Origin of the sequence: Holtiella tumoricola, from assembly GCF_027857615.1 — a bacterium.
Classification (GTDB): Bacteria; Bacillota; Clostridia; order Lachnospirales; family Cellulosilyticaceae; genus Holtiella; species Holtiella tumoricola.
This window is the reverse complement of the sequence record NZ_JAQIFT010000033.1, coordinates 41802-67522: the sequence shown is the minus strand read 5'-3', so window position 1 is coordinate 67522 and position 25721 is coordinate 41802. Positions and strand designations below refer to the sequence as shown.

Sequence of the window (25721 nt, the reverse complement as noted above, 5' to 3'; positions counted from 1 at the left end):
AAGCTATGAATTTTATGAAAAACAGAACAATGGTGGGTATCCTTTGCATCGTATTGTCTCTTGTGGTTTGCTTTGGCATTACACCGCTGTTTAACAAGAGTATCAGCCAAAAGACGGAGATTGTCCGAGTGGCAAAGGAAATTAAAGCAGGAGATGAAATCACCAAGGACATGGTGCAGACAGTAGAAGTTGGTGGATATAATTTGCCAGAGAATATCATCAAAACCAAAGATACAGTTGTTGGCACCTATGCACTAGCAGACCTATCTGTAGGTGACTATATTCTAAACACAAAGGTGTCACAAACACCTGCATATGAAAATGCGTATCTTTATTACCTTGACGGCACAAAACAGGCAATTTCTTTGACACTCAAAACTTTTGCAGGCGGTCTTTCGGGTAAGCTGCAGAGTGGTGATATTGTATCGGTCATTGCCCCTGATTATAAGGGGCAAGGTATGACAGTTATTCCTCCCGAACTGAAATATGTAGAGGTTATCTCGGTAACTGCTCCAAGTGGTTATGATGCCAACACTGGAGAGAAAATTAAAAACCAAGATGAGCGTGAATTACCGTCTACCGTAACCCTATTGGTAACACCCGAGCAGGGCAATATCTTAGCCGAGCTTGAAACTGAGGGCAAGAGCCATCTATCCCTTGTCTTCCGTGGTGACAGTGAAAAAGCGAAGGAATTTATCACAGTGCAAGAGGATGTTATTAACAAGCTCCATCACCCTGAAATCACTGCAAATGAGGTAGAAACAACTCCTCAATCAGAATCTGAAACAACAGAACAGCCCCAAAATCCCGACATTGAGGAAAGGGATGGTGAGTAATGAATTTTAAGAAAAACTCCATATTCAGCAAAAGCAGTAAGACCTTGCCTCCACAGGAGCAAGTGCTCCATGGGGGCGTTCTTGCTGTTTGGGGGAGTCCCGGCAGCGGAAAGACTACCGTGGCTACCAAAATTGCAAAGTATCTTGCCGATAAAAAGAAAAATGTGATTTTGCTCCTTTGTGATATGACAGCACCCATGCTCCCTTGCATCTGCCCACCCTCAGAACTGGAATGTGAAAAATCTTTGGGCAGTATTTTGGCTGCCCCCCATGTCAATGAATCCTTGGTGAAGTATCATATGATAACCCACAAGAAGATGAATCACCTCACCATTTTGGGAATGCTCAAGGGCGAAAATGAGTACAGCTACACACCATTTTATGAAACACAGGCAAAAGAGCTGATTGACTCCCTTAGAAAAATTGCGCCCTTTATTGTCATTGACTGTGGCAGCTATATTGCCAACGATGTACTGTCGGCTGTGGCCCTCATGAACAGCGATGCCATTTTGCGATTGGCAAACTGCGATTTAAAGTCCATTAGCTATCTCTCTAGTCAGCTTTCCACCTTGCAAAGTGCAGGTCTTGACTTTGACAAGCAGTACAAATGTGCTTCAAACATTAAGGCAAACCATAGCATTGACCATATGAGTGGTGCAATGGGAAGTCTAACCTTCAAGTTTCCTCACTCCTCAGAGATAGAGCAGCAATACTTAGAGGGCAACCTCTTTGCAGATTTAACCCTCAAGGATAGTCGAGAGTTCCGCCGTGAGATTGAGAAAATCGTGAAGGAGGTGTTCGGTTAATGAAACTAGGCGAAAAGCGAGGAAACTCTATTTTTGAAAAGAAATTCAAGCTGTCGACAACTCAAGAAATCTTGGCAACTGAGGTTACTGAAGAAACTGAGAACATCTTTGCGGAAGATACAGTAGTAGAAGAACCGTTGTTATATCGCAGAGCCGATGAACTGATGACAGCAGAAATAGAAAATGCAGTACCTGTGGAGTTGGGCATGAAGAAAAATGCCCACTCTTTATTTTTTGCCCCAGAAAGTGAAAGTAAGGACTTTTCTACAGTCCTAAAGTTAGTGCAGGAATACATCTCGGAAAACTATGCCCAGCTCATCACAGACAGCTCGCTTGATGATGCCAAGGAGCAGATGAAACGCTACATCTCCAAATTTGTCATGAAAAAAAGAATTGCGGTGAAAGGGATGGATGGCAATGATCTTACATCAGCCCTTTATACCGAGATGGCGGAGTATGGCTTTTTGACCAAATATATCTTTGGTAAAGGCATTGAGGAAATTGACATCAACTCGTGGCAGGATATTGAGGTGCAGTATTCTGACGGTCGTACTGTAAAACTGGACGAGCGTTTTGACTCCCCCGAACACGCCATTAATGTGGTGCGAAGAATGCTTCATGTGTCGGGCATGGTGCTTGATAATGCCAGCCCTGTTGTCCTTGGACATTTATCCAAAAACATTCGTATTGCAGCCATGAAAACACCCATTGTGGATGACGATGTAGGTGTGGCAGCCTCCATTCGTATCGTCAATCCTCAAAGCATGAAAAAAGAGGATTTTGTAAGGACAGGTACGGCAACCGATAGAATGCTTGATTTTCTTTCGGCACTCATTCGCTACGGAGTTTCAGTCTGTGTTGCCGGTGCTACCTCAAGTGGTAAAACAACTGTCCTTGGCTGGCTGCTGACTACCATTCCTGATAACAAGAGAATTTACACCATAGAAAATGGCTCTCGTGAGCTTGACCTCACACGCTTTGCTAATGGAAAGGTAAGCAATTCAGTAATTCATACCTTGACCAGAGATAGCGATATCCAAAGCCAATGTATAGATCAGATTAAACTCCTTGATATGGCACTGCGATTTAACCCTGACTTTGCTGTTATCGGTGAGATGCGTGGTCCCGAAGCCAATGCAGCACAGGAAGCCGCCCGAACCGGTATTGCGGTGATGACCACCATCCATGCCAACTCTTGTGAGGCAACCTACCGAAGAATGGTATCCCTTTGTAAACGTGCTGTGGATATGAGCGATGAAACCCTCATGCAGTATGTCACCGAAGCCTATCCCATTATTGTATTCTGCAAGCAACTGGAGAATAAGCAACGTCGTATGATGGAGATTATGGAGTGTGAAATTCTGCCGGATGGTACACGCAACTACCGCACCATTTTCCAATATGTGATTACAGAAAACCGCATTGAGGACGGCAGCTTTATCATTGATGGTCATCACGAGCAAGTAAACACCATTTCGGACAGCCTCTCCAAGCGACTTTTGGAAAACGGTATGCCCCTTGCACAGATTAATATTCTTAAAAAGAAATATGAGGTGAAGTCAGCTTGAATTTGATATTACTCCTTGCCTGTGTCGGAATGATTACAGGCTTTTTTATTTTGCTGTCCATTTCGCCTGCCGAGTTTACCGATGGCATCTTTGCAAGATTGCTCTCAAACTCCACAAGCTTAAAGGCTGAAATTAAAGAAAGCACCAATCGTAAAAAGGTAGGTTTCTTCAAGCGAGAAATCAAAGAGGTACAGGAAATCCTCAAAGTCACCGGTAGAAGCAAGCAGTTTCCATTTCTCTGTCTGCTATCACTGGCACTTTTTGCTGTGGGAGCTTCCATTGCCATTATGATTGGTAACTTCTTTGCGGTACCTGTGCTTGCAATCGGGTGTATGATGTTGCCCTTTTGGTATGTGCGCCTTACCCAATCCCACTTCAAGAAAGATATTGCCTCAGAGCTTGAAACGGCTCTTTCCATTATCACCACTGCATACCTGCGAAATGAGGATATTGTAACAGCCGTAGAGGAAAACATCGGATACTTAAACCCACCTGTACTGTCGGTATTTAAGGCTTTTACCTACCGCATTAAGATGATCAATCCAGACATTATAGCAGCACTTGTGGCTATGCGTGAACAGATAGATAATGCTGTATTCCGTGAATGGTGCGATGCCATGATTGCCTGTCAGCATGACCGCAGTCTGAAAAGCACCTTGACGCCGATTGTGACAAAGCTAAGTGATATGCGAGTGGTAAACGGTGAACTGGAGAACTTGGTCTTTGAGCCGAGAAAAGAGTTTATCTCCATGCAAATCCTAATGCTATCTAACATCCCATTGCTGTACTTCTTAAACAAGGACTGGTACGGCACACTCATGTATACTGCACCGGGGCAAATGGTTCTTGCTGTTTGTTTTATCATCATGTTTGTATCCATGGCTCGTGTCATCAAGTTAACACAGCCTATAGAGTATAGGAGGTGAAATCATTGCAATTCTTAATTTTACTTTTTGGCACATTGTTTGGTGTAGGGCTATTCTTTATCCTTGCCGATGTGCTAAAGCTACCAAGCCTTCGAACAGGAAAGGCAATGCTTTCTGCTACAAAGCAAAGTGGCGAAAAAGCCAAAAGTATAGATGCCTTAATCAGCGGATGGGCAGTAAAGCTTGCCAAATATCTGCCTATGGATGAGTACAAAAAAATCCGTATGCAGAACACCTTAAATGCTGCAGGCATGAAAGAAACCGCAGAGGAATTTATGGCGAATGTCATCTTAAAAGCAGGATTGATTGTTCTTGCCATATTCCCTTGTCTTTTGGTGTTCCCGCTTCTTGCTCCCGTGGTGTTGTTCCTTGCAGTGATTGTCTATTTCAAGGAAATTCGCAAAGCAGATGAAAAGCTATCTGCAAAGCGAGAAAAAATTGAAGTGGAGCTGCCACGCTTTGTAGCCACCATTACACAGGAGCTAAAGGCGAGCCGAGATGTCCTCTCTATGCTTGAACACTACAAGAAAAATGCAGGCGAGGACTTTGCAAGAGAGCTTGATATTGTAACGGCTGATATGCGTTCCTCAAGCTACGAGGCAGCTCTCACACGTTTTGAGTCAAGACTGAATTCCCACATGTTATCTGACATCACAAGAGGTCTAATCGGTGTGCTTCGTGGTGATGATGGGGGGATGTACTTTCAAATGCTCTCCCACGATATGAAACAGTTAGAACTGCAGCGACTAAAAGCCGAAGCTTTGAAGATACCGCCAAAAATCCGAGTGTTCAGCTTCCTCATGCTGATGTGTTTCCTCATGATGTATATGGTGGTCATTATCTTTGAGATTATCCGTTCCCTTGGTGGAATGTTGTAGGAGGGCTGTGAGCATCGCCACGCAATTCGCACACAAAATTTATGGATAACTTAAAGCTTTGTGTCTGTGACAAAAAAATGAAAGGAGAGCAAATGAACAGATTACGAAAGTCAATAAAAAACAACCGTGGTGAGGGATATATTGATGTGGTGGTGCTTGTTCTTTGTGCCATGATCGTTATTGCCTTAGCTGTTAAAGTATTTCCAGCCTACATCGCCAAGCAAAAGGTAGATACCTTTGCAACTGAACTTGTTCGTGAAGCTGAGATTGTAGGGCGAATTGGCTCTGAAACAGCAAGGCGAGAACAGCTCCTTGTAGAAAAGACAGGTATCGCTCCCGAAGTGAGTTGGTCTCGCACGGGACGTATCCAGTTGAACGAGGAAATTTCTGTTGTGGTAATCTATCGTATGGATATCGGCCTGTTTGGAGAGTTTGGCTCATTTCCTGTTACCATCAGAGGTGAAGCTATAGGAAAAAGTGAGGTGTACTGGAAATGACCAGCGTGATGCTGGATCAAATTTCACATACAAAAATTGTCTTAATTTATACCTTTGTACCTGCGACCGAATTTCGTGGAAAGGAGAATAATGATTAGAAAACTAAATCATTCACTTAAAAACAACCGTGGCAACGGTTATCCTTTAGCTGTTGCAATCACCCTTATACTGGTAATGATTTTTACGGGTATCTCTGAATACTTTCGTCTCATGATTGTGGCACAGGGTGTACGAGATGCCTTGCAAGATGCGGTCATTTCAACGGTGGTAGAGAACTATGATGAAGTGTACCATGGTGTAAGAGAGGGGTATTCGGGCGGTTATCAGCCATCGACAGAGGACTTTGAGGAATCCATTGATTATGGCGATATTTATGATAAAATAGATAATATACTAGGTCTTTCGGTAGAGAATGATTATCACGTCAAGGGTGTAAGCGATACTACGGAAATGCAGTTTCGGATATGGAATCTTAATGTAGATATTGAGAATGCACCTCTTGCCACAGCAGACCGTGACGGTGAAAGGTTCAAAATTGACAGCACTATTATGCTTGAAGTCCCTGTCTCCTTTGGTGGAAAACTTCTGCCACCGATGCAGATTAAGGTGAAAAATAGTGCCGGTTATACACCGAAATTTTAACATTGTTATAATGTCTAAATCTTTCAGTAGCTATTATTTGCTTTCTATGGTAATGTGTGGCTTAACAAAAATACAGGAGGATAACGCTTATGAAAAATATGAACGATAAAACAAAGAAATGGTTGACAGTTGCAGGAGGACTTGCTGTGAGTGCACTTCTCATTACATTGATTACAGGACAGTTCAGAATTGCACCAATAAACGATGTGGAGATTCCACCACAAAACAATGATGGGCAGAGTGTGGTGGTGGAAACACTAGATATCACAGAGAAAGAAAATGACACCACCGTGCCTGACATCAAAGTTCCCGAGCAATCCGAAAATTCAAACGGTGATGACATAGGCACCGACCAAACCATCCAGCCCAATATACCCGAAAAGCCTACCTACACAGAAGAAGAACTGACCAACCAAAATCAGAAACCCAATGGTGATCCCGTGACGGAAAATGATAAGGTTCAGGATCACGACAAGGTAGAAAAGCCAGTTACACCACCAAAGGCTGATAATCAGCCTCAAAGTGGGGATAAAAGTGATGGTAAAATCTATGTGCCGGGGTTTGGTTGGATTGATGATGTAGGCGATGGACATGGAAGCGTTGCTGAGGATATGTATGAGAACGGAAATAAAGTCGGCATTATGGACTAAAACATAAATAAGCAAAGAAAATGCACTGCAAAGGCGGTGCATTTTTTTCTTTGCAGAAAGGAGAGTTTCTATGAGAAAAACACTAGCCTCACTATGTCTAATCCTTGCCATTGTGTTTTGCTTTTCTGTTCCTGCATTTGCTGTAGGGGATGGAAATTTAGATGGCGGTGGCGGTGGCATGGGAAGTGGCACAAGCACTAACGTGTGGTTTGGAGATGATGGAGTCCGAGTAACGGTAGTAAAAGCAGAAACCCATTCGCCTGTGACAACACCAATAGATTTGACAAATAAATCACCTACTAATGTGCGATTGCATTTTGGAAAAGTAAGTAAACTTAGCTATACCAATGGAATGGGATTAACACCAAGTAAAAGTGCTTATTTATTTTACAAACCCTCACAAGCATTACCTCGTATTGTAAGTTCCAATGGTAGAAACAACATTGCAGCAATAAAAAGCTATTTTACTGATGAGCAGGTAATTCGTTCCATTGCAAATTTAACAGGTATGAACTACGAGGTGCTAATCGGTGGAGATTACAAGTTATTACTAGAACCATTGGCAATTTACAAGTTCGAGGGTGTAATGGTTGCAACCACTGCTACCGAGGCAGCTCTCTATGATGAGCAAGTAAATGGTTTGCTTCGTAGACGTATGGTTTCACTCAGCCATAAAAACCTTCCTCTTGCCATGTTCCTTGAAGTGTCCGATCTTGGCTATTCTGCATGGAACGGAAGTAAAACCAAAGCAGCTTCCAACGCAGATATTAAATCCTCCCTTGGACTCGGTATTGTGCGATTTACCGAGCAGCCGGAACCACCGTTGGTATCCACCTATGATTATGAATATCGTGTCAATACCGAGGTCATCACATCAGTGATGGTTAGTGGTGGTCAGTCTGATCCTGACAATCCTACAAATGTTAGCTTTTATATTGATGGCAGAACTTACAATGTAGGTAATGTTTATTACCCCGAGGGTGACAGCCAGCTTGCTTGGGTGAAGTGGAAAACACCCGATACGGAGCAAGATATGGTAATCAATGTATCGGTGCGAGGCCCCGGAGGAACGAACAAGACAACTATCAATTGTAAGATCGTTGACCTTGATAAGAACCCACCTCCAAATCCTGTTGCAGATGACCGAAATGATCGTTTTCGTCAAGAGCCTGTTCCACAAAGAGAAGAAAAAACAAGGGCAGATTGGAGCATTTGGTACCCACGGTGGCAGGAATATTGGGTGCGCCACGGCAACAGTGAAGATGGATATTGGTGGTGTGACCATGGATGGTGGGAGTTCGATTTGAACCGCTATTATGCGACCTTTTCTGCTAATATGAATATTACCTGTGACAGTAAAAATCCAACTGCCAGTGGTCGTGTTATGAAATCAGGGTACGGCATCAACCAAAAGGTATCTTCATCGGTCAGTACCAATCAAAGCTCGGCTGTCAGCAAGCCACAAAATGCTGTCAGCTATTTCCCTGAATTTAACTACAAAACCTATTGGCGACTATTAGAACGTATGGGTAGTGGACAATTTGAATTTCAGAAAAACCATTATTCCACCTATAAAAACCACACCCATTTTACACCCATTTGGATGCCTAACGGAGCCTATGAAGTCAATACATGGGTAATTGATAGTTGGACACCAGTGGGTATGCTTTCAGCGAATCTAACCGACAGTTTAATCATCCGTGGCTCATTATGGGATGACTGGCATGTGGCACCTCTAAACCGTAACAAGGAGGATATCTATGGCTTATGAACGTATTAAAGCACCACAGTCAGAAGTGTATCATTATACGAAAAAGGAGAATTTGGGCAGTATCCTGTCAGACGGTAAAATACGGAGGTATAGAGATAAGAAGTGTTGGTTTTGTGCTTCCTTGGAAGATACTCTGCGTTTGATGGAGCTAACGGTGATAAACGAGGGCGGTCTGTATCTCGGTGTCAATGGACTGCCCATGAGGTATCCAAAGTTCGCTCCCGATGACTTTGGTATTTTGAAACTTACACCCAGGTATCAAAATGGCGAATCTGTAAAGTGGAATCAAGAAGTCGACAGCGGATGCACAAATAAGCAAAAAGCACTGGCAGAAGAATTCAGCAACTTAAAGCTTGGATACCGTGGGGATTTAAAGTTTCAGCAAACCCTGAAATATTAGAATTAAGTGAAGCCTTGCAAATGAGAGTAACGTATGCTCTTACCATGCAAGGCTTTTGCTATTAAACAGAAAGGTGGATTTTAATTTATGACAAAAAACAAGAAGTATGTACTTTGCCTTGTGGTTGCACTGCTTGTGTGTTTTGCTTTCAGCACCACAGCTTTTGCAGCGGGGAAAGGAGATGTAGCAGGAGCAATTGAAAACACTTGGAATGATGCCTCAGGACAGATCAAGACAGTAGTTAACAAGGTAGTATTCCCAGCAATCGATCTCATTTTGGCCGTATTTTTCTTTGCCAAGTTAGGATTAAGTTATTTTGATTATCGCAAATCAGGCCAATTTGAGTGGGCAGCTCCGGCAATTCTTTTTGCTTGTTTAGTGTTTACCCTAACTGCTCCACTGTATATTTGGGATGTAATTGGCTTGTAGGTAAAAATATAAGCTGTGCCAAATTACACTGGCACAGCTTTATTTCAGTTGGGTAATTTATACGGATCGAAATTGTCTATTTCGTATGGTTTTGGATTGTGTGTTCTCTCAAGGCTTTCTATAATTATAATGGTCATATTTCTGAAAAAATTTAAGTGTATATCAGATATAGTAACAAAAAGACTTTCAAATGGATTGGTGAAAAAAAACTCATATTCGTCTGGTAATTCTAAGAACATGGCACTATTTACGTTATCAAATTCTTTTTTGTTTTTTTCAATTACATCATTCATCTTGTCCTTAATTCTATTGGTACTTCTACCACCTGCGTGTGCTAAATCATGACGAAATACGGTAAAGTATTTCCATGTTGATTTTAATTCATTCTCAGATTTAATTATGTTAGATGTTGCATTTGAAAGTTCTGTTAGGAATTTGTCTCTTAATGAAAGATCTGTTAGTTTTTTAAAAAGAAGATTTAAGATATTATCCTCTTTAATAGATGTGCTTTCAACTTCATTTGAAACAAGATACTCCCTCAATGCCTGTTCACAAGTTGCATATAGCATTGAAAATTCAATTGTTTTTTGATACCACTCTAATGGGTCAATATTATCTGAGCTTAAACTTTTGAAAAGTTCTACAGAGATGCCCCTGTTTTCTTGGACTCTTCTCATCAAAGACGGATTCATCGTCATAGCGCCAATGGAGTAAACAGCAGCAGTTCGTTGATCTTCATTAAAATTATTTAAAGTTTCAACCAAGCTGGACTTACCATCCTGTGTAAGATTATCTTTTATAAATGATAGAAATATATCATTTATTTGAATAAAACAGTACTGGTTATAGAATTCATTGTAAAAATCTAAACTACTTTCAGTTGGAATTAAAGGGCTAAAAGTTGCTTCTAACATATAAGTATCCTCCTTTTAAAAGTATGAGATTATTAATTATACTACAAAAATCACCTTTTTTCAAAATGCTATCATAATGAAAGCGTTTGCCTTAACTATCCTAATGCAAGTATCTTTTGGCAGATACTCGGGGTATAGCAAGTAAAGGCACTGTACTAAATCAACATAGTACAGTGCCTTAATTTCATAATTAGTTAGATTTTGCCCAGTAGGTTTAAATAAGTGGTACAGAGGGGGTGCTCACAGCACTAAATCGCCTATAGCGGTGGTACTGACACAATTGAGATTATACTACTATCTAAACCACGTGATCTTTCAAAGAAAAATGGCTAGAACGATGTCGGTGAGGGATAGCTTTGCTGTACCCAAAATTAAAAATCTGCTTTTTCTTTTCTTTAAAAGCCCTTTATTCATATGGGTTTTACAAAAACATAATTCTCATATCTGAGGAAAGTGAAACTATGACTGTCCCTACACTTGGAGGTTAAGAGCAATGGTAGTTATCCAACGTCAGGCAGTCTGTACAGTGCGTGTAGGCTAGCTGTTTGCACGATTGGCCTCGGATAACCCTCTATTCATTTTATGAGTTTAACCATGCAATTATTTTGCAACTTTTCTTATAATCGGTTGCTTATCAGAGATGACTTCCAATATATGGTTTTGACTTATTATACGAAAATGTCTAGGTTTGTATGGATAGTATTCACCATCTTCATCAGCGGTGCAAACAGGAGCAAAAATTTCTAATTGATCAAGAAGATGAGAACGCTGTATTTCCACAAAATATTTCCCTTGTCCAATTTCGTACTCATCATGTAAACAATAGGACTCATTCAATGTCTGATATATTATGTACTTTTCAAAGATTATTTCAAAAATATTGTTATTATCAATTTCTATTGGGGAGCTTTCTTTCAGCATATCCAATAGAACCTTATTTTCTACTACATCGCTAAGGTTACTGTCTTTTTCTCCAAGAGTAGAAAGTGAAACTATAATGTAAAGTTCATTGTCAATATTATCATGAATGTCTAAAATAAATGGGGCGTGTGTATCAAGACCACTGTCATTACCAAACATTATCATAATCTATCTCCTAAAACTAATATAAATTCGTTCCATAAGCGTTTAATTTTTTTGTTACTGTTTCGTAAAAGCTTTCTTCGGTATTTATATAAAATAAGTTTACAATATTAAAGTGAGAGCTTCAACTCTTAAATTATTAATAGTGGAAAGGATCAACGTTATGAGTCCTTAAGTTAGACCACCATCCTTTGCAAGATTACTTTGGACTATACTTGGATATAACGAGATAAAGCACTGTACAAAAAAATAGTACAGTACTTTGATTTTATAATTAGTGAAATTTTATGTAGTAGTGGTTTTGAAAATGTCTCGAAATATTCATGTTGTGATATTAAGTCTACTTAAACAATAGTATGGCTGTTGTTGTTTAATAAAACCTCTATAGTTCTTAGCTTATTAAGCAATTTATTCACAAATTCTTCCTGTGAGCTTTTTTCAAATTCAAAAAAATAATTATCTTCTGTATACTTAGTAAAATCTCTTGCCATATCATTTAAAAACATATCTGCAAGTTTTTTATGTGTAATATTACATTTATATAGTTTGGTTTCTTCGGTATCATAAGAAATAATTGAAACTCTATCATAAATATCTAAAAGTAATGTAAACTCTGTACCTTCTGCATCAAACCCAATAGAAATAGGTAGTTTATAACTTAGAGCGCTGATAAATCCATCAGCTATATCTAATGGAAAATTTGTGATACCACTAACATCACTAGAAAAATCACCAAGCTTAAATTCAGACCACCCCGAAGTTTAATAAGTTAAAAAACCATCTAAATGCGGTTTTAGAAAATATGGTTTACCTTCTTCAAATTCTTTTTTACATCGAATAACAGCCTCGTCTTTTGATTCAACTTGTCCCATTTGAAAATCAAATTGCTCACCAAATAAGGTTATGGATAATTTTTGAAGCCATTTTATTATATTTTCCGGAGTAAGCGGTTCTGTTTCGTTTAAGCATATATGAGTATAGTGGGGAGTTGTTGGATTTTTTTGCTGAAAAATTGTTTTTGAACAAAAATCTTTCGGTTCATAAAATACCTCTGGCGTAGGAAAGTATGCACTACGAATAAAAAAATCTATTTCACCAGAATTTAGCTTTTCGCTCAAATGCTGAGGATTGGCTTCTTCTTTTAAATCCCCCTCATTTAATGCTCTTAAATTGAAAAAATCCATCCAAAAGTATTGTTCTTCACCCTTTTTGTCATCAGTAATAGAGAATTCTACGCCCATTAAGTCGCTGATACTATTACCCATAAGTTCGTATAATCCATCAAAATAATTAAGATTTTGTATTTGTATATACTTTGTTTTCATAGAACACTCCTGTCAATTATATAAATTCGCTCTCTGAGCGTTAAAAGTCCTTGCTACCGTTTAGCAAAAGCTTTCTTAGGCGGTTATATTGAACAAGTTTACCATAATTTCCTCCGCCAAATGGGGAATTCATCGAGATGTAAAATGCTCGGCTTTGATTACCCATTCCTTTTTGATTTCCCAGAGGGTTGCTTGTGTAGAGAGTTGGCTATGTTCCTCGCTATCAAAGGAACACGTAATATCAAATATATTTTTCCAACTGTTTCTTTTCTTCTCTTTGGAATAACAAGCTGTTTCGGAATAAGGGAAAATCAAATCCCCGTCACTTAAAACAATATGCCAGTAATCAAAGTCCGACAGCAGAACAAGATTCTCAGGAACATCGATTGTTAAAAGTACAATTGGTGTTCCTTTTTCGCCCCAACCACGACTATGAAATCTCATATCCGGTCTTTTTCGTTGTCCCTCCCATTGGTACCATGCCCACACAGGAAAAACAATGCCATTTGGTGCAGTTCCAATACGTTCTGTCATTTGCTCAGCCATCCAACGATAGGCTTCCGTGAATTCGCCATTAAAGATAAGATGCTTTGCATCTGCTCTAAGGGTTCCTGTTTCGCACAGCTTCTCATAGGCTTTCAGATGTTGAATTGTCCACAAAATCATGATATACCACCACCAAATATAGTATTCTATTTATACAATTTAAATGAGTTGTACCCAACCATTTTGACGTTACTACTTTTTCTTAAAACTGTTATATAGTAGTTTTATTAACTGAATTATACCATAATCCATTAAACAGTCGCAAGGAAGTATTTCGCCGTCCTTTTGCAAGGATACTCTGGACTATTTTGGGTCTATAGGTAAAGCAAGAGCCACTGCAAATGCAAAGTGCAGTGGCTCTAAAATTAAATATGATTAACTTAATTCGTAAAAGATATCCATACCTCTATCGTCGTATAAGAAAAATACAGTTCCGGTTTCAAGATCTACGATATAAACAGAACAATCAAGTTCTGTATTATCACCTAAATCAGAGATAATTATTTTACGAAAAAGTGTTTCAATATCAATTCGGTTGGCTTTCCATATATGTCTTGTGCCGTAATAGGTTTCTTCTTCATCCACCCAATGAAAGGGGTAGCTTTGGCTTTCGATTGATGTAAGGCAGGACTCAATAAATTCTTTTTCGTTTTTTACTGCACAATTGTATTTATCGTCATAAATGACAGCTAAATTGTTAGTAAAATGTTGCTGTATGTAGAGATTTACAGCAATCTGTAAGCAAGCACCGATATATTCTTTTCTTACATTTTGAGAAGCATCATATGGCCTACCACCATCTAACTCCCACTCATTACGGTAGTGGGTAGACAGTAGCGCTCGGTTTAGCAGCTGGTTTTCGTACAAATGCATAGCCCGAAACATATGCTGCGTCCATTCGTTCCAAAAAGCAAGATATCCGTCCTTTTCATAAGGTTCAGTTGGCAAAATCTTAGGTGAGCATTGGAGATAAAATTTCTCAACAGCTCTTGCAAATTTCAAAACTTTAGCTCGGTATTTCGGCAATGAAACCGTGTAGAGGATTCCGTCTTCTGTTTCAATAACCACTGTATTTTCCTTATGGATCACTAAATAATCAATACCATTATCACAGCCACTAACTGTTACTTTACTCAAATCGTCAGATGCAAATAAACTGTGACCACAACAAGGAAGCATTTGCTCATAAGGAGTGATTTTATGATCCTGCGTTAGAGTTCTAAGCATCTGAAGTGCTGCAGCACTTGTACAGCATGAGTAACTTAATTGAGTATCCTCAATGGTAACTGTAACATTGCCGTGTAGGCATAAATCTTCCTGATTATCTGCAGAAGAATCAATCCAGCAAAAATTTGACCAAGAAATCTCAAACGTTGTTTCTGTTATTATCATAGCAACCTCCTAAAAAAGAGTTTCTAATGTAGTAGCATGGAATATATGAACAAGAGGTTGATTGCATATCATCGCATTTTCAATTAGGTCTTCGATATTGTCATATGCCTGCTCATCCTCGGATATCCACAGAGAAACTGTCTTGGTAGATCCGCTTTTTGAAATAAAGCATTTTACATCATTGTAGGAAAATTCAAGTTCACGTCCTGCATTTATCAAATATATCAATGAGGCTAAAGAATGTAACTCAAACAACTCATTTGTTAGGTTATCATGTATGTTATCGAACATATCCTCAAGCACATATTTCCCCTTTGTACCATCAGCATTTATATAAAATCCATCAATAATTTCATTTATACCCCCGCCAAATGTCCAGTTTTTAGATTCAATAAAGCCAATAAATTCTTTGAAAAATTCATCTTCAGATAGACTTATCGGCACCTCTATGCACCCTTGTATTTCAAACTCTTTACTCAAAATAATCACCACCAGTTATGTAATTTAATTTATAAGTATTAAACTCATGAATTATCATTTTTAAGTAATTTGTAAGGTTGTATTCTTATTATTTTAACATTAGAAGATAAAGGCTTCAACTCTCAAATTGTGAACAATGGAAAGGGTAAGCAATATGAAAACAAAACTCTCGTTCACCGTCCTTTTGCAAGGATACTCTGGACTATACTTGGATTATAGGTAAATCAGGAGCTAATGCACCGATAAGAGTGCATTGGCTCAATTTAGAATGCAATAATTTTTTAGTTCGAAGTACAACATATGGAAGTTATGATACAACTAAGATTACTGAGAAAGATAATGATGAGTTGACTGTAAGAGTAAAAGGTTTAAAAAATGGAAATACATATAAATATATAATTTCAGGTGTAACGAATAACGACACGGGTAGTAATAAAACGCTTACTGGAACACTTATAGCAGTTGATGAAGATTAATTAGATAATTATGAAAATATATGCTATTTATTCAATTATCGCTGTTATAAAGGAGAAGAGAGCTAAAAAAGTTTTTTTCAATTTTTGATTTGTTGGTTTAAAGTGTGGCATATTGATAATTGGTTAATTACTGTCAGTGTGAAGAAAGGTGTGGATATATGGAATGTCTATTGAACTTTGAAAATTTTGAATTAATCATAAAGCCGAAAGTTTTTGAATAAGATATTTGTTTGTCCAGCTTCCATTGGTAGGTACGTTTTACCTACATGGTAAAATACAGCTAATAACGCAATAAGGAATTATACTATTCATACAGTATAGTTCCTTTGCTTGTTATAGACCCCAAATAGGAAGAGTAACCTTGTATAAAAATGGTGATAGGATTTTCATTCTCATAGGAATGTCCTTTCTTCTGTTCGTATTTTTTGTTGAAAAATCTGTTTTGCCGTAGTAAAATTATTCTATATACATACTGAGGAATATTTTTCAAAACGGTAGCAAGAAATTGGTAAAACAAATGAAAATACTATTTATAGGAGGTTAATTTTATGAATCATTTACCACTTAATGTAAGAGTTCCCATTGAGGAAGACAATCCCAGTATTGTTCGTCTAGAAGAGAAATGTATCAAATGTGGAATGTGCAAAGAGATATGTACCAATCAAATAGGTGTACATGGCACATATACTTTTGAACAGACCGATGGACAAGTAGTGTGCATAAATTGTGGGCAGTGTGCAAATGTATGTCCGGTAGATAGCATTACTGAAAAGTATGAATATCACTACGTAAAGGAAGCCATAAATAATCCGGAAAAAGTCGTCATTGTTAGCACATCCCCATCCGTAAGAGTTGCACTTGGCGAAGAGTTTGGCATGTCAGCTGGCAGCTTTGTTCAGGAAAAGATGGTGGCACTACTTAGAAAACTTGGTGTTGATTTTGTCCTTGACACCAACTTTGCAGCCGATTTAACAATTGTTGAAGAAGCCAGTGAACTAGTTGAAAGAGTTACGCAAAATACTGCACCACTTCCGCAATTTACCAGTTGTTGCCCTGCATGGGTTAAATATGTTGAAACATATTATCCGGAGATGATGTCAAACCTTTCTACAGCCAAAAGTCCAATCGGTATGCAAGGACCAACCATTAAAACCTATTTTGCAAATAAGAAAGGTCTTAATCCGCAAAGCATTGTTAATGTTGCACTTACACCATGCACTGCTAAGAAGTATGAAATCCGAAGAGAAGAAATGAATGCAGCTTCGAGATATCTTGGTATCGAAGGCCTTCGTGATATGGATTATGTTATTACCACAAGAGAACTTGCAAGGTGGGCAAAAGAAGAAGGTATCGATTTAGGTGATCTTGCCGATAGTAATTATGATGATTTTATGGGAGAAGCATCAGGAGCAGCCGTTATCTTTGGTAATACCGGTGGTGTTATGGAGGCAGCACTTCGAAGTGCATATGAATTTATTACAAAAGAAAAATCTCCAGAGCAGCTTTTTAATTTAGTGCCAGTAAGAGGTTATGAAGGTGTTAAAGAGGCTAGCCTAAAAATTGGTGATTTGGATGTAAATATTGCTGTAATATATGGAACTGCCAATGCTGGCAAAGTAATTGATCAGATTAAAAAAGGTGAAAAGCATTACCACTTTATAGAGGTAATGACATGTCCTGGTGGATGTATAGGTGGAGGAGGTCAGCCAAAGGACCTTTTGAAGGATAAGGATGAGGTTAGAAAGGCAAGAATTCAAAGTCTTTATACCAAAGATGAAGCAATGACTATCAGAAAAAGTCATGAAAATCCGGATATCAAAAGAATCTATGAAGAGTTTTATGGAGAGCCACTTAGTGAATTAGCTGAAGAAATGTTACACACCTCATATGAGGATAAAAGTAAAATATTAAAACAAAAAGGAGAGAACAAAATGAACAAATGGATATGTAGTGTATGCGGATATGTTTATGAGGGAGAGCAAACACCGGAACAATGTCCGATCTGTAAGCAACCGGCTTCTGTTTTAAAGAAAGATGAGTCTTCCCTTGCCAAAAGTAAATATGCAGGAACAAAGACAGAGAAAAATCTTTGGGAAGCTTTTGCAGGTGAATCGCAGGCTAGAAATAAATATACATACTTTGCAGCTGTAGCAAAGAAAGCTGGATATGAGCAGATTGCAGCCTTATTTTTACAGACTGCAGAAAATGAAAAAGAACATGCAAAGCTTTGGTTTAAAGCTCTTGGTGAGTTGGGAGATACTCCTGAAAATCTTCTACATGCAGCAGAAGGTGAAAATGCAGAATGGACAGATATGTATGATAGAATGGCTAAAGAAGCCGAGGAAGAAGGCTTCACAGAATTAGCAGCTCAATTCAGGGCAGTAGGTGCCATTGAAAAACATCATGAAGAAAGATACCGTGCATTACTTCATAACATTGAGGTAATGGAAGTATTTAAAAAGAGTGGTGTTACAATGTGGGAGTGTCGCAACTGTGGACATATTGTTGTTGGACTTGAGGCACCAGAAGTTTGCCCCGTATGTAAACATCCAAAAGCTTTCTTTGAAGTGAGAAAAGAAAACTATTAATTCCAGTTTATCTGTGAGATTATGAGCCAGACCTTAGTAAGACTAAATTAGTATTTGCTTAAATTACTCTTAATTTCAAAAAATATGGAAAACTTGTTATTATGAAATAGCGAGGTTGCCATATTTTCATAGTTTTCGAAAGTAGCTTTGGCAGCTCTACTTAGGGACTCTATGAGAAATACTTATTTTGTAATGATACTCTAGCAGATAGATGTGGTGTAATAAGCAAAGGCACTGTCCTAAATAAAATAGTACAGTGCCTTATTTATGTAATTTAGGTATATTTTACTGTGTAGGTGGAGTAACTACCTCCGTAATAGTAAGTAGTTCTATTGAATAGGCATAATATTTTGGGACTTATTATAATAAATTGTTTAAATATTGTCCACTATCCTTTTGTAAGTATACTCTAGACCAGTTTGAGGACGTAGGAAAAGTAGGAGCCGTTGCATCAAGGTTGCAACGGCTTAATTTCATGATAAGTTTCAGTTTGATCATTATTTAGATTAGCTTTAGTAGAACTGGTTTCAGCTCGATAAAGGGTTTGCTTATAATCTCCCAAATAAATAATAATTTGTATGCTCAGACAAATTTCTCTTTACTGTCAACCTATTTCAAATGTCGATAGGTGTTTTAGCGTATGCTTGTTCTGGAAGGTTGCATCTAAGTAAACGATAGATTGCATAAAACATAGGAATAATCATGGAAAGAGAAAACATATTAACGATAAAAACTCCTGTCTCCGAAGGGATAAAGCTTTGTATCGCACCGATAAGGTTGTTTGTTACATGTACGAGAATCGGATACATAAGGTTATTCGTCTTCTCGTAAATTATTGCAGCGACTATTCCCATAAAGGTAGCGTAAACAGCCTGAACTATATTCATGTGATAGGCTCCGAATATTGCTGCGGACAATATTAGCGGATACCATCTAGGGATAACCTTGCGCATGGAGCGAAATACTATTCCACGAAAAAGAATCTCTTCTATGAGAGGTGCGGCAACAACGACAATTAGAATGAGTCCCAAACTACTTCCACCTTCGATTTCCTTGTTTGTTGCGTCCATTGCGGCAAGACTTCTCTGAAGTGCGGGTATTTTTTCAGCCAGCATAATCCAGAGATAAGAAACTCCTGAAACTCCTGCACCTGCGATGAGACTTATTGCCGAGTCCTTAAGATTCGGCAATAAGTCTCATTTGATCCTTGTCCTTTCTAAACGCCAGCTTGAAGATGATGAAGAAGATAAGTATCAGCACGACATATACAAGCATTTCAGCCAAATAAGAAAACTTCATAAACTTCTCGTCAGGTATGCCCATAACGTTTAGAAATAAGTCATAAATACCATAGAGGAAGATGTTTGAGGAAAAAAGTGTATTCCTATCGCAAATATCGGGAGTAGGGTAAACCAGATTTTTTGTCTAACATCTATATTGTTTTTAGTCATGCCTTACCTCTCGATTACTTATTACTGTCTTTATTGCTGTCTAATTCCTGAATTTGCTTATCAATTTCGTCTATCCTTTTAATGTCGTTGTCAAGAGTCCTCAGCTCATCCTCGGTAAAGGAATCCTTTACAGTTTCTATCTGAGCTTTTAAGTATTCAGCATAGGTGGTATCATCTGCCTGCTCAACATTGTTTTTCTGGCTGCTGTCGAAGTTCTTCTTGATGCTGTCGAATACCTTGTCCCAAACATCCTTGTGTTCTAAGAAGATATTATCTACCTCTGTCATAAGTGCTGTCATTTTATCGTCATCGTCAGAAGCATATGAAACTGTTTTTCCAGCTTTCACATCGTCGACCATCTTAAGGATATCATCTATTTTCTTCTCATCTTCAATGCTTCCTACAATAGGTTTTCCGATGATATTACCGTTCTTGTCTACCATAACTGTCGTGGGGAAAGCGAAGATTTTTTCGATATATTCATTTGCTTCTTCTCCAGCGCTGATAAACAAATTCCTATATGTAGCGCCCTGTTTTGAAAGGATTTCCTTTGCCTCTGCAAGTGCTTTGTCGCTTCCACCAGCTTCGACGTTTATGCCTACAAGTTCAGCACCTTTTTCACGGAGCCTAGCGTTCAATTCTTCGAGCGCAGGCATTTCATTGACGCACGCAGAGCAGCCGTTGAACCAGAAATTAAGAAGAGTTACCTCATTTTTGCTGAACAGAGATTCATCGACACTGTTGCCGTCAAAATCTGTTCCCTGAAATTTCGGGAAGGTTTTAGCTTGCTCTGTTTCGTCTGTTGAGGATTGGGAGCTGACTGTACTACTGTTGCCACATGCCACCAACGAAATTGTCATCATTATTACTATAAATAGGGGTACGATTTTTTTAATTACTTTCATTTTTTATCTCTCCAATCTGATTTATTATTTTATCTTTCTTTATTTCCAGGGGATTTTCAATTCCCCAGTGGACGCTGATTGCCTTTGTTGGGCACACCTTTATGCACTCTCCACAGCGGATACACTCTGTGTGGGATGTGTTTTTGGTGATGTCGACATCCATTTTGCATGTTCTGCTACACTTTCCACAGGAAACGCATTTGTGCTTGTCAATATTGTAGCTAAGAAGAGAAATCTTATTAAACAGTGCGTAGAATGCACCGAGTGGGCACAGCCATTTGCAGAATGGACGGTAGAACAGCACGCTGAGCATTATAATCGCGACCAGTATTCCGAATTTCCAAGTAAAGAGAGCCCCTAGTGTCCCCCTAATGCTGCTGTCGACAAGCGAAAGCGGTATGCCGCCTTCCAATATCCCCTGAGGGCAGATGTATTTACAGAAGTACGGTGAGCCGATTCCGGCGCTGTTTGCAATCAGGATTGGTAATGCAACTACCGCAATAGTGAGAACACCGTACTTAATGTAGCGCAGAGCCTTAAGCTTTTTGGTGCTGAACTTCTTCGTTGGAATCTTATGAAGCAGATCCTGAAACCATCCGAATGGGCAAAGGAAGCCACAAATAAACCTTCCGAGCATTATGCCGAAAAAAATTAATATGCCAGTTATATAATAGGAAAAACTGAATTTGGAGGAACCCACCACGGCCTGAAAAGATCCGATGGGGCATGCTCCCGTTGCAGCCGGACATGAGTAGCAGTTAAGTCCAGGCACGCACACCTGCTTGACCTTTCCGTTGTATAAGCTTCCCTTGAGAAAATTTGGCAGATGGATGTTTGTCAGAAGCATGGCAAACATCTGAATGGTATTCCTTTTTTTAAAAAAAATTTTAAATGAAACTTTCTTTTTTCTCTTCACTTTAGCCTTATCCAATTCCGACACACTCCAAACATAGACGAATTGCTTTCGTAAACACAGTTTCGACTTCTCCACGATATGCACCTAAACACACAAAGGCAGTTGCCGTAACAATCATCATCAGTTGCGATGCAAATTTTACCTGAGTTGAATATTTGCCAATAAACTTCATTTGTTATCCCTCCTCTATTTTTTTGATTTGATTTTTGCTGACAATGGAAGTATAGCAGACCGAGTATAAAATTTTTGTTAAGAGAAAAAACAATTCTACAATCTATTTAACAGAAATTTTATTTCCTATATGTTATAATATTTTTGAAAACTTGGTTTTAGATACAAGAAGTTTTTCTGCAATTTGCCGAGTGCTTTTCCGGCGGTAAGGAAAAATAGAGTACAACGAAAGGAGTGTATATTGAATATGAGAATATTGGTAGTCGAGGACGAAAAGACCCTTTGCGAGACAATTGCAAAGGGCCTGCGGCTTGATGGGTATGAGGTGGATACCTGCTTCGACGGGGAAGATGCTTGGGACATGATACTGTCGGAGAGTTATGATCTTGTAATATTGGATTTGAATCTTCCGGGAATGGATGGAATGAAGGTACTTCAAAATATCCGCATGAAGGACACAGAAACTAGCATACTTATACTTTCTGCAAGAGGCCAGCTTCAGGACAAAATAGACGGACTCGATGGAGGAGCGAACGATTACCTCTGTAAGCCCTTTCATTTTGAAGAGCTCGAGGCTCGCGTGCGAAGCCTCACGCGAAGGCGTGTCGTTCAGAATAATCTTATCCTCGAGTGCGGAGAACTTTCACTTGATACAAAGGCACGCACCATGTTTGCAAGGGGGATAGAGCTGTCACTTACGCGAAAAGAGCTCGGGCTTTTGGAGTATCTTATGCTTCATCAGGAGCGTCCGGTAAGCCAAGAAGAGCTTATACAGCATGTATGGGACGGAAGCGTCGACAGTTTCAGCAATTCGATTCGTGTGCATATTTCATCGCTTCGCAAGAAGTTGAGGGCGACCTTGGGATATGATCCGATTACTAATCGCAGCGGACAGGGATACCTGATAGGGGGAGTGTCTGAATGAAGGAAAGGCTCTCGCTTCAGTGGAAGCTAACATTAATGACTGCACTTCTGATAATTGTGTCCTGTCTTTCCCTTAGCTACTTCATAAGTAAATCCACCATACTGTATATGGATGAAATCGAGGATTCGGTAATAACAATATTCCCAAAGGAACTATTTTCGGAGGACTCCTCAGGAGATATTGAATTATATCTTGATACGACGGCCAACCTTTCTGATAAGGTTAAGAACACACAGGTAGAATTTTTGGGGAAGAGTCTACTCATAACGTCAATTATTACCCTGATAAGTAGCGCCCTGATATACTTTATCGTAGGATACGCGCTATGCCCGTTGCAGAAGCTTGGCAGACAGATCGAGGATATTCAGGCGAAAAATATGCAACAGCCCATTGATTTAAAGAGCGGTTCTATCGAAATTATACGTCTTACCGATGCCTTTAACGGAATGCTTAAAAGGCTCAACGATGCCTTCTCTGCACAGAGGCAGTTTTCTGCTAATGCTGCGCACGAACTGCGCACCCCGCTTGCGGTTATGCAGACCAAAGTTGAGGTGTTTGAAAAAAACAAGAACCCCGTAAATGATGACTATCAAGAGGTAATAAGTATGGTTAGGACGCAGACTGACCGCTTATCCCATGTAATAGACATCCTTTTGGAAATGACCGAGCTTCAGTCAGCAAAAAGAAGCGATCATATCTCACTTGCAGAGCTGACCGAAGAAGTTATCTGCGATTTAGTGGCTGTCGGAGATAAAAAGGGCGTGAGAATTACGCAGAAGCCGGGCGACGCTCAGATTACGGGCAGTGATACGCTGATATACAGAGCAATCTATAATCTGATCGAAAACGCAATTAAATATAACCATCAAGGTGGCGAGGTCTTGGTTGAAATTAAAGAGAATGATGAATATGCGAGGGTAATTGTCTCTGATACGGGGGCAGGAATTGATAAAAATGACTGGGAGCAGATATTCGAACCGTTTTTCAGAGTAGATAAGTCAAGAAGCCGCGCTATGGGAGGTGCGGGCCTTGGCTTGGCGCTTGTACGAGAAATCGCCCGGCAGCATGGTGGCGATGTTTATATCCTTCAAAGCTCATCACAGGGAACACAAATTGAGCTGAGCTTTCTGTTGGGTCTCCATTGTAAAGATATCTGTGCCCGTTGCATGTCAGGAGAAACGCAACATGGGCAAAATCATATATATGGCAGATGATGAACAGAATATCCGGGAACTGCTCAAAGACTTTTTGAAGGATGATGATGTGAAGATTTTTGAGACAGGTGATGCGCTTCAATCGTCATAAATATTTATAACATATACACTTTCGATGAATTTTGCATAAATGACTGGATCGCCTTCCAGAATTCGGATGAAAGTTCGATGCGAAACCCATTATCATCAGTACAGATTATGCCAATTTGCTTTATTGTAAAATTTTTATCCATAAGAATCTCTTTTAAAATTAGATTTTTGCTATACCCTTAATTTAATTATAGCAATGTGTTTTTATACTACATACCTTAAAAAATAGAGGGACTATCTTTATTCAAGTTGGGGTGTAGAACACAAAAAATGTTGGGTGATGAAACATATCACCCAACATTTTTTACAATATCTTTAACCAAATTTCCATGCTGGTGGTCTGAGGTGTATGACTGGCATAACGCTCTGCACAGAATGGCTCTGTTTGCAGCTTATGACTTGGGAGCCACGTTCCAAAGAGATATTGCTGTGCTTTATATAGAGCATCCATCACAAGAGCTTCGAAATTCTCTGCCTCGAAGGTGCAGACAACATAATCACCCAGCGGTAGTACCCAGCTCGCATAACCGTCCTGAGTTCCCAACTCATTTACCTCTGCTCCCGCAAAATAGATAAAATGTCCAGCATCTGTTGAAGGATATGAAACGCCAATCTCTTGGTCATCATCCCCGAGCAAAAGCTCAGATGCCTTTTTGGTGTGGAAATTTCTCCAAAGTGTGTCTAAAGGATCGATGCCGGATTCTGTACCAAGACCTTCAACAAACTGAACTGGCATCTTTTTCTCAAGGCCAATAAAATGGATGGGTTGTGTGAGTTGTCGCCTGTTCACCTCAAGTACAATGCCATTAGTAATAAGAGGCACACCCTCATCTATCAAGGTGTAATGTAACAAAAGCTCTGGTTTTGTCATACGGTTAAGGGGTTGGGGATTGCTTCGGTATTCAGCGGGGGTCATTCCAAAGGTATCCTTAAAGGTGCGGGTAAAGTGTTCGTGAGAGGAAAAACCAAGCTCTAAGGCTATATCTAAAATACGCTGATTCTCTTGCAATAGTGCCTCGGTTGCCTTTGCCATACGGCGCAGTTTGATATACTCTGCCACAGGTTTTTTCACCAAGCGGCTAAAGAGTCTCTGGTAATAAAATGGTGACAACATCGCTGTTTTTGCTAGGTTGTCAATGTTGATATCTTCGTTTAAATGATCTTCAATAAATTCTATGGTTTCTTGTATTTGTTCCCATGCGTGCATAATAAGCACCTCCTTTGACCATAGGATACCATAGTTACGCAAAACTTCGCTTGACTGTGTATGCTCTGTTAAGTAGATGAAAGATATAATTTATACTTTTGTAAGTTTAACATAAAAACCAAGTCAATGTCACCGACTTTATACAAGCATTGGCTAAACGATTTTGAGGATGAAGTCCAAGTTGTCATTACTGCAAATTAACTTCATTTCTTGTTGGTATTTGGTATAGCTATTCCTTGTACTTTAGGGTATGCTTTGCTTGCAAAAAATAAAGAATGGGAGGAAAAGAATATGGCAGAAACCAAAAATCTATGCGCTCAGATTCCACTTGCCTTGCACCAAAAAATATGTGCAGAAAAAGAGAAAAGCACACTTACCCTAAGTCAATATGTAGAGCAGCTGATAACCGAATACTATGAAATAAAGGAGATGAAACCGATGGCACAGACAAGAACACTGGCACTGCAAATCAGCGAGGAACTCTTCGCAAGAATTAAAAAGCATGTGGACAGTACACCCCAGCTTACACAAAAGGCATTTATTACAGACCTTATTACCAAGGCACTGGATGTAATTGAAGCACAAGAACAAATTAATGAATAGTAGGTAATGGAGAGAGTGAAGCGTGTCACCCT

The 25721-nt window shown here is 39.3% G+C and carries 28 protein-coding genes; 16 read left to right on the top strand and 12 right to left on the bottom strand.

Annotated elements, in window-relative coordinates; all coding sequences use genetic code 11:
* The first annotated feature begins 5 nt into the window (after positions 1-5).
* From cpaB to PBV87_RS07870, 11 genes are all read left to right on the top strand, one after another.
* Entirely contained in the window at positions 6-836 is an 831-nt protein-coding gene (cpaB, locus tag PBV87_RS07920; protein ID WP_271011786.1) for a Flp pilus assembly protein CpaB, read from the top strand.
* Positions 836-1642, top strand: a complete 807-nt coding sequence (locus PBV87_RS07915) for an AAA family ATPase (RefSeq protein WP_271011785.1) — start codon at positions 836-838, stop codon at positions 1640-1642. Before cpaB ends, PBV87_RS07915 begins: the two co-directional genes overlap by 1 nt.
* A gap of 206 nt (positions 1643-1848) precedes the next feature.
* Positions 1849-3210: a CpaF/VirB11 family protein gene (locus tag PBV87_RS07910; protein ID WP_334305088.1), complete on the top strand. Its 1362-nt coding sequence runs from the start codon at positions 1849-1851 to the stop codon at positions 3208-3210.
* Complete coding sequence (locus PBV87_RS07905) at positions 3207-4136, top strand: type II secretion system F family protein (RefSeq protein ID WP_271011783.1); 930 nt, start codon at positions 3207-3209, stop codon at positions 4134-4136. The genes PBV87_RS07910 and PBV87_RS07905 overlap by 4 nt, the downstream gene beginning before the upstream one ends.
* A 5-nt stretch (positions 4137-4141) precedes the next feature.
* Positions 4142-5014, top strand: coding sequence for a secretion protein F (locus PBV87_RS07900; protein ID WP_271011782.1), 873 nt, complete (start codon positions 4142-4144; stop codon positions 5012-5014).
* A gap of 92 nt (positions 5015-5106) precedes the next feature.
* Positions 5107-5511 carry a DUF4320 family protein gene (locus PBV87_RS07895; protein WP_271011810.1) on the top strand — a complete coding sequence of 135 codons (405 nt, stop codon included), beginning with the start codon at positions 5107-5109 and terminating at the stop codon, positions 5509-5511.
* Positions 5512-5601: 90 nt separating this feature from the next.
* The gene (locus PBV87_RS07890) at positions 5602-6153 is read left to right on the top strand and encodes a hypothetical protein (protein WP_271011781.1); all 552 of its coding nucleotides are present in this window, start codon (positions 5602-5604) and stop codon (positions 6151-6153) included.
* Between the two features lie 89 nt (positions 6154-6242).
* Positions 6243-6803, top strand: a complete 561-nt coding sequence (locus PBV87_RS07885) for a DUF6550 family protein (protein ID WP_271011780.1) — start codon at positions 6243-6245, stop codon at positions 6801-6803.
* Positions 6804-6873: 70 nt separating this feature from the next.
* Positions 6874-8574, top strand: coding sequence for a DUF8193 domain-containing protein (locus PBV87_RS07880; protein ID WP_271011779.1), 1701 nt, complete (start codon positions 6874-6876; stop codon positions 8572-8574).
* On the top strand, positions 8564-8974 hold the full coding sequence (locus PBV87_RS07875) for a hypothetical protein (protein ID WP_330680362.1): 411 nt from the start codon (positions 8564-8566) through the stop codon (positions 8972-8974). Before PBV87_RS07880 ends, PBV87_RS07875 begins: the two co-directional genes overlap by 11 nt.
* Before the next feature lie 87 nt (positions 8975-9061).
* Complete coding sequence (locus PBV87_RS07870; RefSeq protein WP_271011778.1) at positions 9062-9403, top strand: DUF3852 domain-containing protein; 342 nt, start codon at positions 9062-9064, stop codon at positions 9401-9403.
* 44 nt (positions 9404-9447) lie between these two features.
* Here PBV87_RS07870 and PBV87_RS07865 read toward each other — a convergent pair whose 3' ends face one another.
* The 7 genes from PBV87_RS07865 to PBV87_RS07835 all read right to left on the bottom strand — a co-directional run bounded on the left by PBV87_RS07865 (position 9448) and on the right by PBV87_RS07835 (position 15143).
* Positions 9448-10317 (bottom strand): hypothetical protein, encoded by an 870-nt coding sequence (locus PBV87_RS07865; protein ID WP_271011777.1) that lies wholly within the window; start codon positions 10315-10317, stop codon positions 9448-9450.
* Between the two features lie 600 nt (positions 10318-10917).
* Positions 10918-11403, bottom strand: a complete 486-nt coding sequence (locus PBV87_RS07860; RefSeq protein WP_271011776.1) for a hypothetical protein — start codon at positions 11401-11403, stop codon at positions 10918-10920.
* 341 nt (positions 11404-11744) lie between these two features.
* Positions 11745-11891 (bottom strand): hypothetical protein, encoded by a 147-nt coding sequence (locus tag PBV87_RS07855; protein WP_271011775.1) that lies wholly within the window; start codon positions 11889-11891, stop codon positions 11745-11747.
* A 270-nt stretch (positions 11892-12161) separates the two neighbouring features.
* Positions 12162-12725 carry a hypothetical protein gene (locus PBV87_RS07850; RefSeq protein ID WP_271011774.1) on the bottom strand — a complete coding sequence of 188 codons (564 nt, stop codon included), beginning with the start codon at positions 12723-12725 and terminating at the stop codon, positions 12162-12164.
* A 129-nt stretch (positions 12726-12854) separates the two neighbouring features.
* On the bottom strand, positions 12855-13391 hold the full coding sequence (locus PBV87_RS07845; RefSeq protein ID WP_271011773.1) for a DUF3841 domain-containing protein: 537 nt from the start codon (positions 13389-13391) through the stop codon (positions 12855-12857).
* Between the two features lie 255 nt (positions 13392-13646).
* On the bottom strand, positions 13647-14663 hold the full coding sequence (locus tag PBV87_RS07840; RefSeq protein ID WP_271011772.1) for a DUF3885 domain-containing protein: 1017 nt from the start codon (positions 14661-14663) through the stop codon (positions 13647-13649).
* 9 nt (positions 14664-14672) lie between these two features.
* Positions 14673-15143: a hypothetical protein gene (locus PBV87_RS07835; RefSeq protein ID WP_271011771.1), complete on the bottom strand. Its 471-nt coding sequence runs from the start codon at positions 15141-15143 to the stop codon at positions 14673-14675.
* A gap of 248 nt (positions 15144-15391) precedes the next feature.
* On the opposite strand from PBV87_RS07835, the gene PBV87_RS07830 reads away from it, so the two are divergent.
* Both PBV87_RS07830 and rbr read left to right on the top strand, forming a co-directional pair.
* Positions 15392-15619, top strand: coding sequence for a hypothetical protein (locus PBV87_RS07830; protein WP_271011770.1), 228 nt, complete (start codon positions 15392-15394; stop codon positions 15617-15619).
* Between the two features lie 548 nt (positions 15620-16167).
* Complete coding sequence (rbr, locus tag PBV87_RS07825) at positions 16168-18207, top strand: rubrerythrin (RefSeq protein ID WP_271011769.1); 2040 nt, start codon at positions 16168-16170, stop codon at positions 18205-18207.
* A 614-nt stretch (positions 18208-18821) separates the two neighbouring features.
* On the opposite strand, the gene PBV87_RS07820 is transcribed toward rbr, so the two are convergent.
* The 4 genes from PBV87_RS07820 to PBV87_RS07805 all read right to left on the bottom strand — a co-directional run bounded on the left by PBV87_RS07820 (position 18822) and on the right by PBV87_RS07805 (position 21600).
* Positions 18822-19322, bottom strand: coding sequence for a CPBP family intramembrane glutamic endopeptidase (locus tag PBV87_RS07820; protein ID WP_271011768.1), 501 nt, complete (start codon positions 19320-19322; stop codon positions 18822-18824).
* A gap of 350 nt (positions 19323-19672) precedes the next feature.
* On the bottom strand, positions 19673-20563 hold the full coding sequence (locus tag PBV87_RS07815; protein ID WP_271011767.1) for a TlpA family protein disulfide reductase: 891 nt from the start codon (positions 20561-20563) through the stop codon (positions 19673-19675).
* Positions 20550-21479 carry a 4Fe-4S binding protein gene (locus PBV87_RS07810; protein WP_465221119.1) on the bottom strand — a complete coding sequence of 310 codons (930 nt, stop codon included), beginning with the start codon at positions 21477-21479 and terminating at the stop codon, positions 20550-20552. Before PBV87_RS07810 ends, PBV87_RS07815 begins: the two co-directional genes overlap by 14 nt.
* 7 nt (positions 21480-21486) lie before the next feature.
* The gene (locus PBV87_RS07805; RefSeq protein ID WP_465221118.1) at positions 21487-21600 is read right to left on the bottom strand and encodes a CD1871A family CXXC motif-containing protein; all 114 of its coding nucleotides are present in this window, start codon (positions 21598-21600) and stop codon (positions 21487-21489) included.
* Positions 21601-21897: 297 nt separating this feature from the next.
* Here PBV87_RS07805 and PBV87_RS07800 point away from each other — a divergent pair, with 297 nt between their 5' ends.
* Both PBV87_RS07800 and PBV87_RS07795 read left to right on the top strand, forming a co-directional pair.
* Entirely contained in the window at positions 21898-22575 is a 678-nt protein-coding gene (locus PBV87_RS07800; RefSeq protein WP_271011765.1) for a response regulator transcription factor, read from the top strand.
* Positions 22572-23789, top strand: coding sequence for a sensor histidine kinase (locus PBV87_RS07795; protein WP_271011764.1), 1218 nt, complete (start codon positions 22572-22574; stop codon positions 23787-23789). Before PBV87_RS07800 ends, PBV87_RS07795 begins: the two co-directional genes overlap by 4 nt.
* A gap of 394 nt (positions 23790-24183) precedes the next feature.
* Here the strand turns inward: PBV87_RS07795 and PBV87_RS07790 are convergent, their stop codons facing one another.
* Positions 24184-25086: an AraC family transcriptional regulator gene (locus PBV87_RS07790; RefSeq protein ID WP_271011763.1), complete on the bottom strand. Its 903-nt coding sequence runs from the start codon at positions 25084-25086 to the stop codon at positions 24184-24186.
* A gap of 291 nt (positions 25087-25377) precedes the next feature.
* Here PBV87_RS07790 and PBV87_RS07785 point away from each other — a divergent pair, with 291 nt between their 5' ends.
* Positions 25378-25689 carry a 4-oxalocrotonate tautomerase gene (locus PBV87_RS07785; RefSeq protein WP_271011762.1) on the top strand — a complete coding sequence of 104 codons (312 nt, stop codon included), beginning with the start codon at positions 25378-25380 and terminating at the stop codon, positions 25687-25689.
* Positions 25690-25721 lie beyond the last annotated feature (32 nt).

What these genes read in the sequence shown, in the direction of transcription:
- cpaB (WP_271011786.1), top strand. Translation starts at nt 6, where the DNA reads ATGAATTTTATGAAAAACAGAACAATGGTGGGTATCCTTTGCATCGTA.
- PBV87_RS07915 (WP_271011785.1), top strand. Translation starts at nt 836, where the DNA reads ATGAATTTTAAGAAAAACTCCATATTCAGCAAAAGCAGTAAGACCTTG.
- PBV87_RS07910 (WP_334305088.1), top strand. Translation starts at nt 1,849, where the DNA reads ATGAAGAAAAATGCCCACTCTTTATTTTTTGCCCCAGAAAGTGAAAGT.
- PBV87_RS07895 (WP_271011810.1), top strand. Translation starts at nt 5,107, where the DNA reads ATGAACAGATTACGAAAGTCAATAAAAAACAACCGTGGTGAGGGATAT.
- PBV87_RS07890 (WP_271011781.1), top strand. Translation starts at nt 5,602, where the DNA reads ATGATTAGAAAACTAAATCATTCACTTAAAAACAACCGTGGCAACGGT.
- PBV87_RS07885 (WP_271011780.1), top strand. Translation starts at nt 6,243, where the DNA reads ATGAAAAATATGAACGATAAAACAAAGAAATGGTTGACAGTTGCAGGA.
- PBV87_RS07880 (WP_271011779.1), top strand. Translation starts at nt 6,874, where the DNA reads ATGAGAAAAACACTAGCCTCACTATGTCTAATCCTTGCCATTGTGTTT.
- PBV87_RS07875 (WP_330680362.1), top strand. Translation starts at nt 8,564, where the DNA reads ATGGCTTATGAACGTATTAAAGCACCACAGTCAGAAGTGTATCATTAT.
- PBV87_RS07870 (WP_271011778.1), top strand. Translation starts at nt 9,062, where the DNA reads ATGACAAAAAACAAGAAGTATGTACTTTGCCTTGTGGTTGCACTGCTT.
- PBV87_RS07865 (WP_271011777.1), bottom strand. Translation starts at nt 10,317, where the DNA reads ATGTTAGAAGCAACTTTTAGCCCTTTAATTCCAACTGAAAGTAGTTTA.
- PBV87_RS07860 (WP_271011776.1), bottom strand. Translation starts at nt 11,403, where the DNA reads ATGATAATGTTTGGTAATGACAGTGGTCTTGATACACACGCCCCATTT.
- PBV87_RS07855 (WP_271011775.1), bottom strand. Translation starts at nt 11,891, where the DNA reads ATGGCAAGAGATTTTACTAAGTATACAGAAGATAATTATTTTTTTGAA.
- PBV87_RS07850 (WP_271011774.1), bottom strand. Translation starts at nt 12,725, where the DNA reads ATGAAAACAAAGTATATACAAATACAAAATCTTAATTATTTTGATGGA.
- PBV87_RS07845 (WP_271011773.1), bottom strand. Translation starts at nt 13,391, where the DNA reads ATGATTTTGTGGACAATTCAACATCTGAAAGCCTATGAGAAGCTGTGC.
- PBV87_RS07840 (WP_271011772.1), bottom strand. Translation starts at nt 14,663, where the DNA reads ATGATAATAACAGAAACAACGTTTGAGATTTCTTGGTCAAATTTTTGC.
- rbr (WP_271011769.1), top strand. Translation starts at nt 16,168, where the DNA reads ATGAATCATTTACCACTTAATGTAAGAGTTCCCATTGAGGAAGACAAT.
- PBV87_RS07820 (WP_271011768.1), bottom strand. Translation starts at nt 19,322, where the DNA reads ATGCTGGCTGAAAAAATACCCGCACTTCAGAGAAGTCTTGCCGCAATG.
- PBV87_RS07815 (WP_271011767.1), bottom strand. Translation starts at nt 20,563, where the DNA reads ATGAAAGTAATTAAAAAAATCGTACCCCTATTTATAGTAATAATGATG.
- PBV87_RS07805 (WP_465221118.1), bottom strand. Translation starts at nt 21,600, where the DNA reads ATGATGATTGTTACGGCAACTGCCTTTGTGTGTTTAGGTGCATATCGT.
- PBV87_RS07800 (WP_271011765.1), top strand. Translation starts at nt 21,898, where the DNA reads ATGAGAATATTGGTAGTCGAGGACGAAAAGACCCTTTGCGAGACAATT.
- PBV87_RS07795 (WP_271011764.1), top strand. Translation starts at nt 22,572, where the DNA reads ATGAAGGAAAGGCTCTCGCTTCAGTGGAAGCTAACATTAATGACTGCA.
- PBV87_RS07790 (WP_271011763.1), bottom strand. Translation starts at nt 25,086, where the DNA reads ATGCACGCATGGGAACAAATACAAGAAACCATAGAATTTATTGAAGAT.
- PBV87_RS07785 (WP_271011762.1), top strand. Translation starts at nt 25,378, where the DNA reads ATGGCAGAAACCAAAAATCTATGCGCTCAGATTCCACTTGCCTTGCAC.